The sequence below is a fragment of the Micromonospora chokoriensis genome (genome assembly GCF_900091505.1).
GTDB lineage: Bacteria > Actinomycetota > Actinomycetes > Mycobacteriales > Micromonosporaceae > Micromonospora > Micromonospora chokoriensis.
Genome location: NZ_LT607409.1, coordinates 695,583 through 710,098 on the forward strand (window position 1 = coordinate 695,583; position 14,516 = coordinate 710,098).

The window sequence follows — 14,516 nt, forward strand, 5'->3', positions numbered from 1 at the left end:
CTTTTCAACCTCTGTAGCGCGTCCCTGCCTGGCGACACTCATCCAGGCCAACGCCGTCGATAGTGCTGGCGGTACACGTCCTCCTCGCCGTGGCGGCCTGGCGCCTTGCCTCGCGTACTGGACCACCGCTCGTGCGGTCCGGCGAGGACACGCGGGTGAAGGGCGTGCGGTAGTGATGCGAGTTGGTTGGTTGGTGCAGTCGTGTCGCCCCTTCGCACTGAACAACCCGGTCAAACTTGCGTTCGAGGAGCACGCGGGCCATCTCATGGGGAAGAGCATGAGTGGCGGTACCCCTGGGGACCTGCTTCGTGAAGAGGGCCAGCGGGACCGCAGCCCGGATCCGGCTCCAGGTTGGCGACGGCATCGCCTTCGCCACCACCGGTCACCTCGCCGCATATGCCGGGCTCGCAGCGGTGACCGGAAGATCGGGCAGCAGCATCCGCGGTGAACACCCACCCCACGCCGGGACAAGGACCCCAAACGCGCGTTATTCCTCGCCGCGTTCGCCGCCCTAGCCGATCCCGTAAGCCGGGCCTACTACGACCGCAAACGCGCCGAAGGCAAAGTGCCACAACGCCGCCCTCATCGGCGTCGCCCGACGCCGCTGCGACGTCCCGTTCGCCATGCTCCGCGACAAGATCCCCTACTATCCCGCCCAGCCAGAACCATCGCCGCTTGGCGGAACCCAGGGAGAAACCCCCATGATTTGCGTTGCCAAGCGGCAGATGTGCCGTGATACGATTCGCGGCTTGCTTGAGCCGGAGGGAGGGGGATCGGATGGCTAAGGAACGGGAAGGTCGTACCGAAATCCGCGCCAAGCTGCAGGCTGCCGGCTATCGGCTGGTCCAGCTTGATCCCAAGGTCGACCGTTACTCCAACCGCCGCCTTGACGCACTCGCGTACGCCGCGAACGCTGACGGCGACCTCGTCCCGTGGCTCGCCGTTGAGGTTAAGAACGGCGCAAACGTCAAGCCGGCGGTGATGCTCTCACAACTGCGCAAGTGGCGTGAACTGCTCGGCACGGTGGAGCACTACGGGGTTATCAACGGCCAGTGGTTCCGTGCCGACCGCAGTATGCGTTCAATGGATCCGGTGGATGGTCCGGTGAATCCCGCCTACGGTGACTTTGGGTTCCTGACGGATCCTTCACTGGCCACATCACTCTTAATGGATCGTCTATGGTTCGAGGCGGAGAAGGCCCGCGACAAAGGTCATCCCGTCGACTTCTTCTTCCCGCCGGCCGACTTGCTGGCGGAGACACCGGTGCCCGGGATCGAAACCGCCGGCGGCGATTTCCTTCCGGTCCGTCACGACGTGCTTTGGCAGGCTCGGCGTCGAGCACTAGCGTCGTTCGCGCTGAGGGCGCCGCACCCCGGAGAGCACACGACCGCTCCGGTGATCGCCGACGCTGTCGGTAGCCTCACAGGCAAGAAGCTCGGCGGCACAGTCCTTGATCCCTTCTGCGGCACAGGCAACTTTCTCTGGGCCGCGATGGATCGCGCACGGGAACTGGACGGCCCGGTCGAATTTGTTGGTCAGGAGATCAACACCCAGCTAGCCCAGCTTGCCGAGCAAATCGCTCGGACTGCGCCGGCGCGGGCCAGGATCACCACTGGTGACTCTTACAACATGGAGCTCCCCGAGGCGGACATCATCGTGACGGCCCCGCCATTCGGACGCCTTCAGCAGCCATGGACCCTGCTGAGTGGGGTGCCCGCGCGGGAGCTTGAGGTTGCAGCGATCGACCTGTGCCTGCGCAAGCTGCGCCCCGGTGGTCGCGCGGTGTTCCTGCTGCCCAACAACATCACCTTCAGCCAGCCGCTGGAGTCGTATCGCCGATACCTTGCAAGTGAGTACCGCGTCGGTGCCTTGATCGGCCTCCCGGCGGGTGCGCTCGAGGGCACCATCATCCGCGTTGTGCTGCTGGTGATCGACCGTGCCGAGCCAGGGGAGACGTTTGTCGCCCAGCTTGGCGAGGACTGGGCGGCTCAGCTTTCTGAGTCCGGCGCTGCCATGAACGCGGCGCTTGAGCACCTAGACGGCGAGTAGATCGCCATGTTCACCAGTGTGATTCTCGATTTGCGGCTCGAGCGGAACTGGGAGCCTGGTCGCCTCACCGCCGAAGCGTTCCGCTGGCCCACCGCTGAGCAGGCGGTCCCGCTCCGCGGCCTCGCGACCCGTCTCGCCCCCCGGTCATTTGCGGCCTCCGGATCACCGGTGGTGACCCCTGCGAGCGTTGACCCTGTGAGCGGCGGTATCCGGCGACGAAGCAAGAAGTACCAGGGTTCCGTCTTCCAGGTTGGTGCCGAGCTACGTGCCGGAGACGTGTTGGTGCCTCGCGTCGGCCTAGGCCCGGCCGTGCTGGTTTCTGAACACCTCCGCGGCGCGCTAGTTGCCGCGCGCTTCACAGCACTGCGTCCGCTCGACTCGGAGTTCGGCTTGTGGCTTTGGGGCGTGCTGAGCAGCGAGAGCGGGCGTCGCCTGCGGGCCAATCTTTCGCAGGGTGCGGCCATCGCTGCTGTCGAACCGTCGTCGCTTCTTGATGCCATCGTCCCAGTCCCGTCGGTGGAACGATTGCGCCGGGTTAACGGCCCTCTCTGTGCCGTTGAGGACTCGACCCACGTCGACGAGGAAGAGGCGGTCGAGACCTGGTGGCAGACGACAGATCTGCGCGCGACCGAGTGGCGCATGGCGCTCGCGACGCCAGACCCGTCGATCCTGACCGCAGGCGAGCCGCTGGCGGACTTCTGCGGCGAGATCCTGCATGGCAGGAACACCCGCGGGCTCGCCATTGAGGAAGAGGCACCAGGCTACTTGCCCGTCGCCGACATTACGATGCTTGGCGGAAAGGCTCCCCGTCGGTGGGTGCCGGAGGAAGAGGGGAACCCTACGGTCGCGCAGCCGGGTGATCTCCTGGTGGCGGCCCTCGGGAATCTGCCGCACGCTCGCATTGCCGATGCTCGTGTGGTCGCTGACACCAACGTCCTGGTACTCCGGCTGCGAAATCCCTCGCATGGTCCCGCGTTGGCGCACTACCTCAACGGGCAGGATGCGTACCGGGTGCGACAGGTGTTCACCGTCGGGGCGACGGTCCCGTGGATTTCTGCGACCGACCTTGGGCGCATCCCGGTGCCTGCGGCGGCTCTGGAGCCGGGCGAAACGCCGGCGGTCGTCCTTCCGCTGGCCCAGCGTCTGGAGCTGCTCCTGTGGGAGAGCTGACCTGCCAGCTCTCGCCGCTGGTTTTCGCCGAGCTCTATTACCTGCTGTTGGCGGACGGCAACCTCGGTGGCGAGCTCGGCGAACGCCTCGGGGAGATCGGATGCGACCTGGAGTGGCTCGAGGCCCGGGCACAGGACTACGACGCCAAGTGGTGCTTCGATGCGCCCTCGCTCGAGACGGAGGCTGCCGACGACTTGGCCTTGCCCGTGGAGCACTCCGTACTCGCCACCTGGCTGCTCGCCGGCCTCCGAAACACCGGGTTGTCCGATGAGCTCTCCTCGAATCTCGTAGACGCGGTCCAGCGGCGCATGGACGCCGATGCACCCCAGCTGGACGTTCGTCCCCAGTCACTCTCACCCATCATTCGCGGGTGGACGCTCGGCATGGTGGCCGGCACGCTCGATCCGGCATTGCCGATGGTGCTGGCCTGGTATCCGGCGGACCCGCACATCAGAGCGGCCTATAAGGGACTTGTTGAGCAGGTCCTACACCTTCAGGACATCCCCGAGCCCTGGCCGGAGCTGGCAGGCACCGCGCTCTACGTGCGGACCGGCGGCCTCGCCGAGGCGCTCCGGCCCGCCCCCGAACCGGCCGCGGGTGGGCGAAAGCGCGGCCTCCAATACTCTATCGACCTGCTTATGGTCGAAGCCAAGCCGCAAGCGCCACCCCATGTGTGGGACCGCCTTCGAAGCAACTGGATGAACTGGGTCACCCGGCGGAACACTCTCACGCATGTCAAACCAAGCGAGGACTCCACCTCGACGTTCGAGGACCACGCGGCTCAGGTACGTACCTGGTATGAGATTTACCCAACGGTTCTTGGGATCACGCAGTTCACCTGTCAGGAGGTCTCGCTCGAGCTCCAAGAGACCATCCCGCCCAGTCTGCGTACTAGCGACCCGTGGGAGTACCTGCAATACGACGTGAAGACCACGTGGGACTGACGGGCGGATTCTGGCGGACGAGGGAACCCGCATGGACAAGGGAGGTTATTACTGCAGGGGGCACCGGGAAGCAATGCAAAGTCCTTCCCCAGCACTTGGTCGGGGCTATCGCTGTCGCGAAGTCGGCGTCAGTATAAATTCGGCAAGCCTAGCTACCGCAGGAGCCGAGCAACGGTCAGACCGCGGATCCCGCGCAAGCGAGCACAGCAAGCTCATATGCGACCAGCGCACGAGAGGCGACAACCAGGAAAGCCGCAGATAATCGGCCATGCGGGCGCATATAGAGCATCGTCTTAGGAAACCGATGCTCTATCCCCTGAGCTACGGGGGCGCGAGGGCCCAGTCTAGCGACCTGGGGGTCGACCTGGGGTGGCAGGGAGTGGCCCACGTTCCCCGGACCGCCGTTGTCCCAGCCCAGGACCACAGCCGGAGCACACGAACCCCGGTTTGCGACCGGCGGTCGACGCGGTGACCCGCGTTGGCCGCGGTTCGCCCTGGTTGGCATCCGCTGGAGGAGTCTCTACGCGAGTTCGCACAGCGCCACCTCTGCCAATCTTGGCTGTTGGGGCTGGTAGGGGGTCTTGTCGCGGATACAGGCCCAGAGGACGTTGAGGCGTTGTCTGGGCAGGGCGGCGGTGGCTTGGCGGTGGGTCTTTCCTTCGGCTCGTTTCTTGTCGTAGTAGGCGCGTGATCGTGGACAGTGGGTCAGGGCGGTAAAGCTGGACATGCTGAACACCCGGCGTAGGCCCCGGTGGTAGCGGTGCGGTCGGATCTGGTGACCCTGCCTGCGTCCGGAGTCGCGGGAGATCGGGGCGAGCCCGGCGTGGGCGGCGAGCGCGGCGGCGCTGGGGTAGGTGGTGAGGGTGCCGGCGTGGGCGAGGAACTCGGCGGCGAGGGTGGTGCCGATGCCGGGCAGGCTGGTGACGATCTTCCCCAGCTCGTGCTCGGCGACGATGCCGGCGATGGTTTCCTCGATGGCGACGATGCGGCCGTTGACCGCTTCCAGGTCGGTAGCCATCTGCGCCACGATCCCGGCCGCAGTGGCCTCCCCGGCGACGGCGACGGTCTGCGTCCGCGCGGAGGCGAGGACCTTGGCGGTGAGTGCCTTGGCGGCCCGGACGCCGTGCTGGCGTAGGTGGGCCAGGATGCGGGCCTCGCCGGCGCGGCGCAGCCCGGCGGGGGTCTGCCACTGCGTGAGGAGCCGCAGCGCGCCCTTGCTGCGCAGGTTCAGCGTCTTCTCGAGCGCGGGGCTGATCATGGCCAGCAGGTCTTGGATGCGGGCGGTGAGGCGGACCCGGTCGGCGACCAGGTCGAGGCGGCGGGAGACGAGCAGCTTCAACTGCTGCTGCACCCCGTCCGCGAGGGTGAGGGTTGGTAGGTCGGCGCGCATGCGCAGGGTCTGGGCGATGACGTAGGCGTCGTGGGCGTCGGTCTTGCGTTCGCCGTGGAACGCCTCCGCCATCCGCGAGGTGACCATGCCGCTGACGTAGCGGACGTCTGCACCGCGGTCGAACAGGACCGCCAGCAACAGCGACGCCGGTCCGCCGCGCAGGTCGACGGCCCAGCTGATCGGCTTGCGGCGCTTACCGAGCCGCCCGACGATGCCGGAGATTGCGTGCTGGTCGTTGGGGATCTTTTCGGACATCACCACGGTGCCGTCGCCGTCGATGACGTACACGTGGTGGTGGGTCTTGCCGACGTCGACGCCGGCCCACAGGCTGCCCATCGGGCATCACCCTCTTCGGTTGTCTGGTCAAGGGGCGTGGACCCGCCGCGGTTCAGTAGCCACAACTTCGAAAGAGGGCGATCTGTCGCAAGTCTCCATCCAGTGCTGATACAGCGGTCGTCAGCGAGGGCCGGGGCGTCCTACTCCAAGCTGACCATGACATCGGCAGCACACACCCAGACAGTCACCCGGCCCACCGGGTCCACACGGCAAACGACACACCTCGATGTCCGGTCGCGGGTTCCGACGGGACACCCGGAGCCACCACGGCCGACGTCCGGGGCGTCGCGCCGAGGACGCCGGGGCAGTCCATGATCTTGCGCGCGTCGGTGATGATCGTCGGGCGGCGAACCATGCCGTCAGGTTTCGAGGCCTGCGAGGTTGAGGCGTTCGAGCAGGCTGGGCTTGCGGGCGTGCGCCGCCCGTAGCTCGGCCAGCCCGTGTTGGAACGACGAACTGTCCCCGTCGCGTTCGCTGAGGTCGTGCAGGTCGACGAGGAGTTGAACGGCGGTGTCGTACTCGCGGGGTTTCTTCGTGGCGATGAGTTCGTCGACTCGCTGCCAGACGGCGGGTTGGTCGACTGCAAGGGTGTCGAGGTGGCGTTGCCGGGCGGCTGCGGCGGAGCGTTCCCGACTGACCTGGTCGCGTTCGCGCTGCTCGGCGTCCCGTCGTTCCCGTTCGGCGCGCAGGTCCGCAGCGGTGGCGAGCAGTTGCCCAGCGGTGCGGGCGGCTGCCGGGGTGGGGGTATCGGTGGGGTGTGCGGCGCGGTAGCGGCGCAGCAGTTGGCTGCGTAGATGGCTGTCGCCACCGGTGATCAGGTCGCTCAGGATGGCGTCCTTGTCCCGCGCGGGCAGTCCGACGACCCAGGTCCGTAGTTGCGCGGCGGTCGGTTCGCTGGCGGCGGGCGGTGCCGACCCGGTCGTTGCGGCCGCGATCAGGTCGGGGTCGATGCGCAGAAACTCGGCGACGGCGGTGAGAGACGCGTCGAGGGTTCCCATGCCGGCGGGGACGGGCGGTTCCGGCTCGTCGTCGGCGATCTCCTCGGACGGTATACAGCGCAGCCAGGCCAGGTACAGCAGACGCAGATCGCCGGCGGCGAGGCCCGCCCGGACCGGGATGATCGAGGTGAGCAGGCCGTGGCCGTCGAGGTCCCACTCGTCGGTGCCGTCCTCGTCCTCGTCGTGGAGGTCGATGATGACGTGCTCGCCGGCGGTCCACGCGGACGCGCTGTCACCCTGGCAGTACTGGGCCACCGTGCCGGAGTCGAGCACGTGTTTCGGTAGCCGGAGCATGAGCCGACGGCTGCCCCAGTTCGCCAGGTACAGATGCGCGTCGAAGTACCGTTCCATCAGCTTTCGCGGGTCGGCCTTGAAGTTGCCCCACTCGTAGGTGTTGGCGAAGCTGGTGGCGGTAATGTTGGCCCGGGTCGACAGCGACCGCAGCTCGGCCCGCTCCCGGCCGGTGAGGGGCCGGTCGACGGCGCTGAACTCGTAGTACTGGTACTCGCTCACCGTGCCTACCGTCCGGCCCAGTGGCGGTAGGCGTCGATCCATGCGGCACCTTCCGGCGCCGGGGTGGGTAGCGGCAGGTCGAGAAGGCCGACCCGTTGCCGGTGGCGGCCTCGGGCGCAGACCGCGACGATGCTGTCCGCTGCCAACTCGATCTTGCCTACGGTGACCTCGACGCCGAGGACGGTGGTGGTGAACGGCACCGCCAGATGCTCCTCGAGCATGGCGAACAGGCCGGTGCGCTCGTCCTCGTGACCGTCCGTGTCGACGGTGGCTTCCCCGATCATCGCCTCCAGCGCGGCGTTGCCCTTCGATGCCATCGGCGGAGGATAGCGGACCGGCGCCGGGGTGTTCGGGGCCCGATGCGCGAGGATGGTCGGCATGGGTTCGGTGGCCGAGTTCGTCGAACTTCGGCGGGAGGTGGAGCGGTTACGGGCGGAGAACGCCCGGCTGGCACGTCTGCTGGAGCTGCGCGGCCAGGACACGTCTGCGGTGCCGGAGCAGTTGTCCGCCCCGGTTGAGCCGCCGGGACTGGTCACCATGGCATCGCCGACCCGGGACAAGCTGGCGTTGTTCGCCGACCGATTCCGGGCCCGAGTCGACGTGTACGCCGTGGGGTGGAACAACGCCCGTACCGAAGGCTGGCCCTCGACGAGCCCCGCAACACCCAGATCGCCGACGATGTCGCCGCGGCCCTGACCCGCGGTCGCAACTGTCTCGTGATGACCCGCCGGGTCGTCCAGGTGGAGGCACTCACCGCGCTGCTCGCCGCGCGCGGACATCAGGCGCTTGTGCTCCAAGGCGCGATGAGCACGCGCGAACGGCGGACCATCGTTGACCGGCTCGACGGCGCCAAGACCGGTGAGGGCCTGCTCGTCATCGGCACCACACCGTTCATCGGCGAAGGCTTCGACGCTCCCGCCCTCGACACGCTCTTCCTCGCCGGCCCGATCTCCTACGACGGCCTACTCGTCCAATGCGCCGGCCGCGTCATCCGCGCCGCACCCGGCAAGGACCTCGCCGAGGTCCACGACTACCACGACCTGGCCACCCCCATCCTCGCCGCCTCACTCCCACGCCGCATGCCCGGATACCGCACCCTCGGCTTCACCAGAACATGAGCGCATCCCATCGTGATCACCATGACTGGTCCGCCGGCTCCAGAGATATGACGAAAGCCAAGCGTGTTGGGCCAAGCCTAGTAGGCTAACGACCATGGGCCGGTTCTCCGAGGATGAGCTGCACGCGGTTGTCTCCCGGTACGAGGCGACGCGGGCGCAGGCGCTGACCGAGCGGGACGAGCAGCTGCGGGCGTTTCACGCGGCCGGCTGGCGGCCGGTGGATCTGCAGCGGGTCACCGGATACAGCCGGGAGACGATCCGTCAGGCGTTACGGCCGGAGGTCCGGCGGGCGACCAACATCAGCCGACGCCGGACATCACCCCAACCGCCGGCGGACTACCGCCCCTACGGCGACCGGAAGCCCTACGTAGTGGCCGAAACCCTTACCGCGCTGCGCGGCCCGACCGAGGGCACGGTGACGCTTCCGCGTCATCTCGACTGGTCCGGGCACGCCGAGTACGACCTTGACCGGCCCGCGCGCCTGGCCAGCATGTACAAGGTGGTCCTCACCGGAGCCAGTACCGTCGAGGACCTAAACACCTGGCTCGACGCCGACCTCCTCCGGCGACTCTGGCCCACCCTCTGGCTGCCACCCCTACTCCGCCAACGCTGGGAAGAAACCTTCCCCGAACTCGCCGCGACCGGCAGCAACGCGGCATAGCGGTGGACCCCTTCCACGAATGTCCCCGCTCATGTGGTCCGCATATCGAACACCAGATCACCGCATAGCGAACGCAGCTAACGCCGCAAATCGAAAGATCGAGCCCTCGCAGATCGAAAATGCGTCCGTTATCATGACACCGTGCCCACCTCGCACCTGATTCCCCGCCGCGCCGCCGCGCAGGTCAATGCTGCTCTGGCGGACACCCGCGTCGTCTTGATCAACGGGCCACGCCAAGCAGGCAAGAGCACCCTGGTACGCCTCGTTGCCGGCGATCGTCTAGCCGAACGCCGCGATCTTGATCGGGCTCAGGACCGGGCAGCGGCTATCGCCGATCCAGTCGGGTTCGTGGACTCCTCCGAGCTCCTGGTCATCGACGAGATCCAACGCGCTCCGGAACTCCTGTTGGCCATCAAGGCTGCGGTCGACGAGGACCCCCGTCCGGGCCGGTACCTGCTCACCGGATCGTCACGGCTGTTCGGCATGGTGGCTGCACCGGACGCGTTACCCGGCCGGATGGAGACCGTGGAGCTCTGGCCGTTCTCCCAAGGCGAACTCGACGCAGCGCCGGACGGATTCGTCGACGCCGTCTTCGCGCTCGGCGCGGACCTGCGCCACGAGTCGGACGTGACCCGCTCCGACTACGCGGCCAGAATCGTACGCGGCGGCCTACCCGAGGCCACCACCCGCACCGACCCACGCCGCCGCCAACGATTCCTCGACGCCTACGTCCAGGCGCTCATCGACCGCGACGTCCGGCAACTGTCCGACATCCAGCACAAGGGCGAGCTCCGCAAGCTGGTCCGCCTCCTCTCGGCCAGATCCGCGAACATCATCGCCGCCAACTCCCTCGAATCCGCCCTCGGACTGAGCCGGCCCACGATCGCCCGCTACCTCCAAGCCCTGGAAGAGATCTTCCTGGTCAAACGGATCCCCGGCTGGTCCCGCAACCTGGGCACCCGCACCACCGCCGCGCCCAAACTGATCTTCGTCGACTCGGGCATCGCCGCCAACGAGACCGCGACCGACGCCCGGGCACTGCTCCGGCCGGGCGCACCGTTCGGCCCACTCCTCGAGTCATTCGTCCTGTCCGAACTCTCCCGCCAGCTCACCTGGTCCGAGCAGCCCGTCGACCTCTCCCACTACCGCGACCAGAGCAGGTACGAAGTCGACGCGGTGCTCGAGAACAGATCTGGCCAGGTGGTCGGAATCGAAGTCAAGGCAGCCACCACCGTCCGGCCCGACGACTTCCGCGGGCTACGCCGCCTCGCCGACCGGCTCGGCGAGGACTTCATCGCCGGCATCGTCCTCTACACCGGAACCTCCACGCTGCCGTTCGGCGACAGGCTCCGCGCAATGCCGGTCAGCGCCCTCTGGCAGGTTTCCGCCTCGACAACAGACTGAGCCCGCTTACCAAGTCGCTCCTCAGCCCCTCAGGGCTACCGAAGACCGAGAGGCGTGGCCTGCTGATCTTCGACAAGCGATCGCAGCGAGCCCGCGAAGCGACCGGCACGCAACAGGGGACGACAGGAAAGCCGCAGGTCATCGGCCTGCGGACACCGGCGGAGCGTCGTCTTAGGAAACCGATGCTCTATCCCCTGAGCTACGGGGGCGCGAGGGCCCAGTCTCGCGACCTCGGCGTTCACCTGGGGTGGCAGGGAGTGGCCTACGTTCACCCATGTTTCCCGGACCGCCGTTGTCGCAGCCCAGGGAGTGGCGGCGGTGGCCTAGCAGTGGGCTTTCTTCCCGTCGTAGAAGGTGCGGGATCGTGGGCAGTGGGTCAGTCCGGTGAAGCTGGACATGCTGAACAACCGACGTAGGCACGGTGGTAGCGGTGAGGTTCGGACCTACGCGGCGACTGCGTCCGGGTCGCCCCGGTGGGCCAGGTCGAAGACGTCGTCGATGGTGAGGGCCGCCTTCCCTACGGCGGACCGAACCCGATCGATGGTGGCTCTGGTGGAGGCGACCGTCTCGACGCGCCCGCGTCGCCCGCCGGTGCAGACCATGTCGCCGGGGGCGAGCGGTAGGTGCCCGATCTCGGCGAAGCCTGCTGCCATCAGCGGGGTGACCGCCTTGGTGATCGTCACCTGGGACAGGCCGGTGGCCCACAAACCCCACGGGTGGCGCTGACCGGCCTTGATCCGCGGCGGCGCTGCCGGGTGCGGATCCGCCCGGAGACCGGACCGGCCAGCCGACACCAGGTCGCCGACCCCGCCTGGCTCAGCGAGGCCGAGCAGGGTGTCGTCCTGTCCGGCCGGGTGCTCACCCCGGGACAGGGTGCCGCTCCCCTCGCTCAACCCGGGTCAGGCGATGCTGCTGGAACTGACCGCCGCCGACGACTGAGGGACGCGGCCGGCCCGGTCCGCGCGAGGAGGACCGGGCCGGGCATCCGCCTACTGGCCAGCGATGATCCGGTCGATGTCGGGGCTGTGGCCACCGGCCGCGTCGATGGTCCCGCCGGCGCACGGGACGGCCCGTCGGCGGCGGCTCGCGGTGGGTCTCAGCGGGCCGCCGCCGGGCGGCCGGCGACGATGGCGACCGCCTCGACCAGGCCGTCGGCACCGGCCAGGCCACGCTCGCGCAACTCACCGGGGTCGGCCCCACGGGCCCGGACCGCGTCCGCGAAGTGCTCGATGTCCTTGCGCATCAGCGACTGCAGGTGTGGTGCGACATCCGGGGTGATCTCGGTGTTCAACGCTCCCAGGACGAAGCTGGCACCGCTGCTCACCGAGATCGCCTGGACGAGCGCGGAGATGTCCACGCCCAACTGCTCAGCGACACGGAGCATGTCGGCCGCGTTCTTGAGGTTGCTCATCGTCATGGAGTTGTTGAGCAACTTGGTCAGCTGACCGGTGCCCACCGCGCCCATGTGCACAACGGTGCGGGAGAACGTCGCGAAGATCGGCTCGCACCGCTCGTAGGCTGCCCGGTCGCCGCCCACGAAGGTGGTCAGCGTCCGGGCGCGCGCGCCCGGGCCGCCGCCACTGACCGGGGCGTCCAGGTACGCCACCCCGTGCGCGGCGAAGCGTCGGGCGATCATCTCGTTGACGCCCGGGTCGCCGGTGCCGTGGTTGGCCACCACGCTGCCGGGGCGCAGCCCGTCCAGGAGCCGGTGGTGTTCCAGCAGATCGAGGATGTCGTCGTCGTCACGCAGGCACAGCAGCAGAACGTCCACCGCACCGGCGAGCGTCGCGACACTCTCCGCGACGGTGAACTCGGTGGTGTCGAGTGCCCGCAGCGATTCCGGGCGGCGGGCCCAGACGTGCAGGTCGTACCCGCCGCCGACCGCCCGCGCCATCGGCGCGCCCTGATCGCCGAGGCCGATGAAACCAACGGCGCTCATCGGGCACCGCCCGACGTCGTCACGCCGGCCGTCATCAGGTCCGACGCCACGTTCCAGAGTCGCTCGGCGTTTCCCGGGTCGACCGCGTACGCGGCCACCCCGCTGTAGTCCGCCGGCCGCTCGGTGACGACCGCGGCCTCGGCACAGTCCTCGAAGTAGCGACCGCCGATGCCCTCGAGCAGCGGAGACGCGGCGAGCAGCACCGAGGTCGCCGCACCCTGCTGCGGGGTCTTCTGCCGCTCCTTCGGGGTACGCAGCCCACCGGTGTGCTTCTGCAGTCCGGTGGCGATGGCCCCGGGGTTCAGCGCGTTGGCGTAGATCCCCTCACCGGACCAGCGGCGCGTCACCTCGACGGCGAGCAACGCCTCGGCGCTCTTCGACTGCCCGTACGCGAGCAACGGGTCGTACGGGCGGAACGCGAAGTGCAGATCATCGAAGACCACCGGGGAGAACAGGTTGCCGCTGGAGCTGACCGACACGACCCGGGCGCCCCCGGCGGAGGCGAGCGCCTCGTGCAGGCCGACGGTCAACGCGAAGTGCCCCATGAAGTTGGTCGCGAACTGCATCTCCCAGCCCTCGGCGGTGCGCTCCAACTCCGGCAGCGCCATGATCCCGGCGTTGTTGACCAGGATGTGCAGCGGCTCGTCCCAGTCGGCGACGAACCGGCGTACCGAATCCTGATCGGCCAGGTCCAACTCGCGGACGGTGACGCGGTCCGCGCCGATACCGGCCGCGATGTCGGCGGCGGCCTGTTCACCGGCGGCGACCCGGCGTACCCCGAGCACCACCTCGGCCCCGGCGGCGGCCAACGAGCGGGCGGTCTCCACGCCGATCCCGGCGGCCCCTCCGGTGATCAGGGCCCGCCGACCGGTCAGGTCGACCCCGGCGATCACCTCGTCGGCGGTCGAGGCGAAACCGAATGGGGTCACGATTCGCTCAGTCATCTCAGTCCCATCTTCCGATCACGCTTACGCCAACCACTGTCACCCAACCAGCGGGCGGTGTCCGGGTCCTGGTTTTCCTGGTAGTGGCAGGACCAGGATGAGCCGCCGAACATCAACCCGGGCTTGCCCCCCAGCGGACCTCGGCCGTACGTTTCATCGATGATCCTCAACAAGGAGCCTCACCGAGACGTCAGCCACGGCGGTCTGCGGCCCGAGGATCTCGGTGGCATCGCGTACCTGCGAGGGCTATCCCGGCGGGGCTTCCTCACGAGCGCGGCGTTGGCGGCCTCCGGGGTGTCGGCCGCCTTCGGCCTGTTACCCGGCTCCGCGCAGGCTGCCGGCAGCTACCTGCGGCCGTGCGGAAATGTCCGGATCTCCAGCTCTTGGCAAGATCACCGGAACCGGACGCCTCCGTCGGGTGAGCCGGGCACCGACTATGCGGTCGGCACGGGCACTCCCGTCCAGGCGTCGGCGAACGGCACGATCCGGTACGTGAAGACCGACACCTCCACCGCGACCGGACGGGTGGTGGGGATGGCCCACGACGACGGCAACTACACCCGCCATCTGCACCTGTCCTCGATCACCGTCTCGACCGGTCAACGGGTGTCGCGGGGCCAGACGATCGCGTACTCCGGCGCCTCGGCGAACGGCAGCAACTCCGGTGTCGGACCGCACGTGCACACGAGCCTGTGGCTGAACACCGGCAGTCCGACGAACTTCGGCGCGACAGTGGATTTCGAGACCTACGTCGGAGACGTCACCAACCCGAACCCGCCCGACCAGGAGGTAGACGACGTGTTCATCGCGAACGTGAAGGGCAACTGGTATCTGGTGGTCCCCCAGGGCACCAGCAAGCCGCGAGCGGTGGTCCTCGGCGGCGACAGCAACGCCGCCGCCTCCGGCATCCCCGTCCTGAACTTCAGCTGGGACCCGTCGATCAACGCACTCCGGGCAGCGGTCGACGGCATCGGCTGACCTGTTCGCCCCCGCGGTCGCACAGGTCCGGTCCCGGATCCGAAGCGGACGGCATCGACGGCCTCGTGCATG

The 14,516-nt window shown here is 68.2% G+C and carries 14 protein-coding genes and 1 pseudogene; 9 read left to right on the forward strand and 6 right to left on the reverse strand.

Going from position 1 to position 14,516, the window contains the following annotated elements; all coding sequences use genetic code 11:
• Nucleotides 1–326: 326 nt before the first annotated feature.
• From GA0070612_RS03240 to GA0070612_RS03255, 4 genes and pseudogenes are all read left to right on the forward strand, one after another.
• A pseudogene (locus GA0070612_RS03240) lies at nucleotides 327–653 on the forward strand (transposase); the annotation flags it as partial.
• Between the two features lie 124 nt (nucleotides 654–777).
• The gene (locus tag GA0070612_RS03245; protein ID WP_088986558.1) at nucleotides 778–2,049 is read left to right on the forward strand and encodes an HsdM family class I SAM-dependent methyltransferase; all 1,272 of its coding nucleotides are present in this window, start codon (nucleotides 778–780) and stop codon (nucleotides 2,047–2,049) included.
• Between the two features lie 6 nt (nucleotides 2,050–2,055).
• A complete protein-coding gene (locus tag GA0070612_RS03250) occupies nucleotides 2,056–3,219 on the forward strand; it encodes a restriction endonuclease subunit S domain-containing protein (protein ID WP_088986559.1) in 1,164 nt (387 codons plus the stop codon).
• Nucleotides 3,207–4,163 carry a hypothetical protein gene (locus tag GA0070612_RS03255; RefSeq protein WP_088986560.1) on the forward strand — a complete coding sequence of 319 codons (957 nt, stop codon included), beginning with the start codon at nucleotides 3,207–3,209 and terminating at the stop codon, nucleotides 4,161–4,163. The genes GA0070612_RS03250 and GA0070612_RS03255 overlap by 13 nt, the downstream gene beginning before the upstream one ends.
• A 520-nt stretch (nucleotides 4,164–4,683) precedes the next feature.
• Here the strand turns inward: GA0070612_RS03255 and GA0070612_RS03260 are convergent.
• The 3 genes from GA0070612_RS03260 to GA0070612_RS03270 all read right to left on the reverse strand — a co-directional run bounded on the left by GA0070612_RS03260 (nucleotide 4,684) and on the right by GA0070612_RS03270 (nucleotide 7,717).
• Nucleotides 4,684–5,889: an IS110 family RNA-guided transposase gene (locus GA0070612_RS03260; RefSeq protein WP_088986561.1), complete on the reverse strand. Its 1,206-nt coding sequence runs from the start codon at nucleotides 5,887–5,889 to the stop codon at nucleotides 4,684–4,686.
• 359 nt (nucleotides 5,890–6,248) lie between these two features.
• Entirely contained in the window at nucleotides 6,249–7,400 is a 1,152-nt protein-coding gene (locus GA0070612_RS03265) for a hypothetical protein (protein ID WP_088986562.1), read from the reverse strand.
• A 5-nt stretch (nucleotides 7,401–7,405) separates the two neighbouring features.
• Complete coding sequence (locus tag GA0070612_RS03270) at nucleotides 7,406–7,717, reverse strand: hypothetical protein (RefSeq protein WP_231924454.1); 312 nt, start codon at nucleotides 7,715–7,717, stop codon at nucleotides 7,406–7,408.
• 61 nt (nucleotides 7,718–7,778) lie between these two features.
• On the opposite strand from GA0070612_RS03270, the gene GA0070612_RS31295 reads away from it, so the two are divergent.
• The 4 genes from GA0070612_RS31295 (at nucleotide 7,779) to GA0070612_RS03285 (ending at nucleotide 10,583) form a co-directional block, all read left to right on the forward strand.
• The gene (locus GA0070612_RS31295; protein ID WP_157742413.1) at nucleotides 7,779–8,096 is read left to right on the forward strand and encodes a hypothetical protein; all 318 of its coding nucleotides are present in this window, start codon (nucleotides 7,779–7,781) and stop codon (nucleotides 8,094–8,096) included.
• Nucleotides 8,097–8,119: 23 nt separating this feature from the next.
• Nucleotides 8,120–8,518 carry a DEAD/DEAH box helicase gene (locus GA0070612_RS03275; protein ID WP_231924455.1) on the forward strand — a complete coding sequence of 133 codons (399 nt, stop codon included), beginning with the start codon at nucleotides 8,120–8,122 and terminating at the stop codon, nucleotides 8,516–8,518.
• A gap of 94 nt (nucleotides 8,519–8,612) precedes the next feature.
• Complete coding sequence (locus GA0070612_RS03280; RefSeq protein ID WP_088986564.1) at nucleotides 8,613–9,179, forward strand: hypothetical protein; 567 nt, start codon at nucleotides 8,613–8,615, stop codon at nucleotides 9,177–9,179.
• A 141-nt stretch (nucleotides 9,180–9,320) separates the two neighbouring features.
• A complete protein-coding gene (locus GA0070612_RS03285) occupies nucleotides 9,321–10,583 on the forward strand; it encodes an ATP-binding protein (RefSeq protein WP_088986565.1) in 1,263 nt (420 codons plus the stop codon).
• Between the two features lie 443 nt (nucleotides 10,584–11,026).
• Here the strand turns inward: GA0070612_RS03285 and GA0070612_RS32055 are convergent, their stop codons facing one another.
• The 3 genes from GA0070612_RS32055 to GA0070612_RS03300 form a co-directional block, all read right to left on the reverse strand.
• The gene (locus GA0070612_RS32055; protein WP_088986566.1) at nucleotides 11,027–11,476 is read right to left on the reverse strand and encodes an ROK family protein; all 450 of its coding nucleotides are present in this window, start codon (nucleotides 11,474–11,476) and stop codon (nucleotides 11,027–11,029) included.
• 203 nt (nucleotides 11,477–11,679) lie between these two features.
• Complete coding sequence (locus tag GA0070612_RS03295; protein WP_088986567.1) at nucleotides 11,680–12,522, reverse strand: NAD(P)-dependent oxidoreductase; 843 nt, start codon at nucleotides 12,520–12,522, stop codon at nucleotides 11,680–11,682.
• Nucleotides 12,519–13,466, reverse strand: coding sequence for an SDR family NAD(P)-dependent oxidoreductase (locus tag GA0070612_RS03300; RefSeq protein WP_088986568.1), 948 nt, complete (start codon nucleotides 13,464–13,466; stop codon nucleotides 12,519–12,521). Before GA0070612_RS03300 ends, GA0070612_RS03295 begins: the two co-directional genes overlap by 4 nt.
• A gap of 159 nt (nucleotides 13,467–13,625) precedes the next feature.
• Here GA0070612_RS03300 and GA0070612_RS03305 point away from each other — a divergent pair, with 159 nt between their 5' ends.
• A complete protein-coding gene (locus GA0070612_RS03305; protein ID WP_088986569.1) occupies nucleotides 13,626–14,444 on the forward strand; it encodes a M23 family metallopeptidase in 819 nt (272 codons plus the stop codon).
• Nucleotides 14,445–14,516 lie beyond the last annotated feature (72 nt).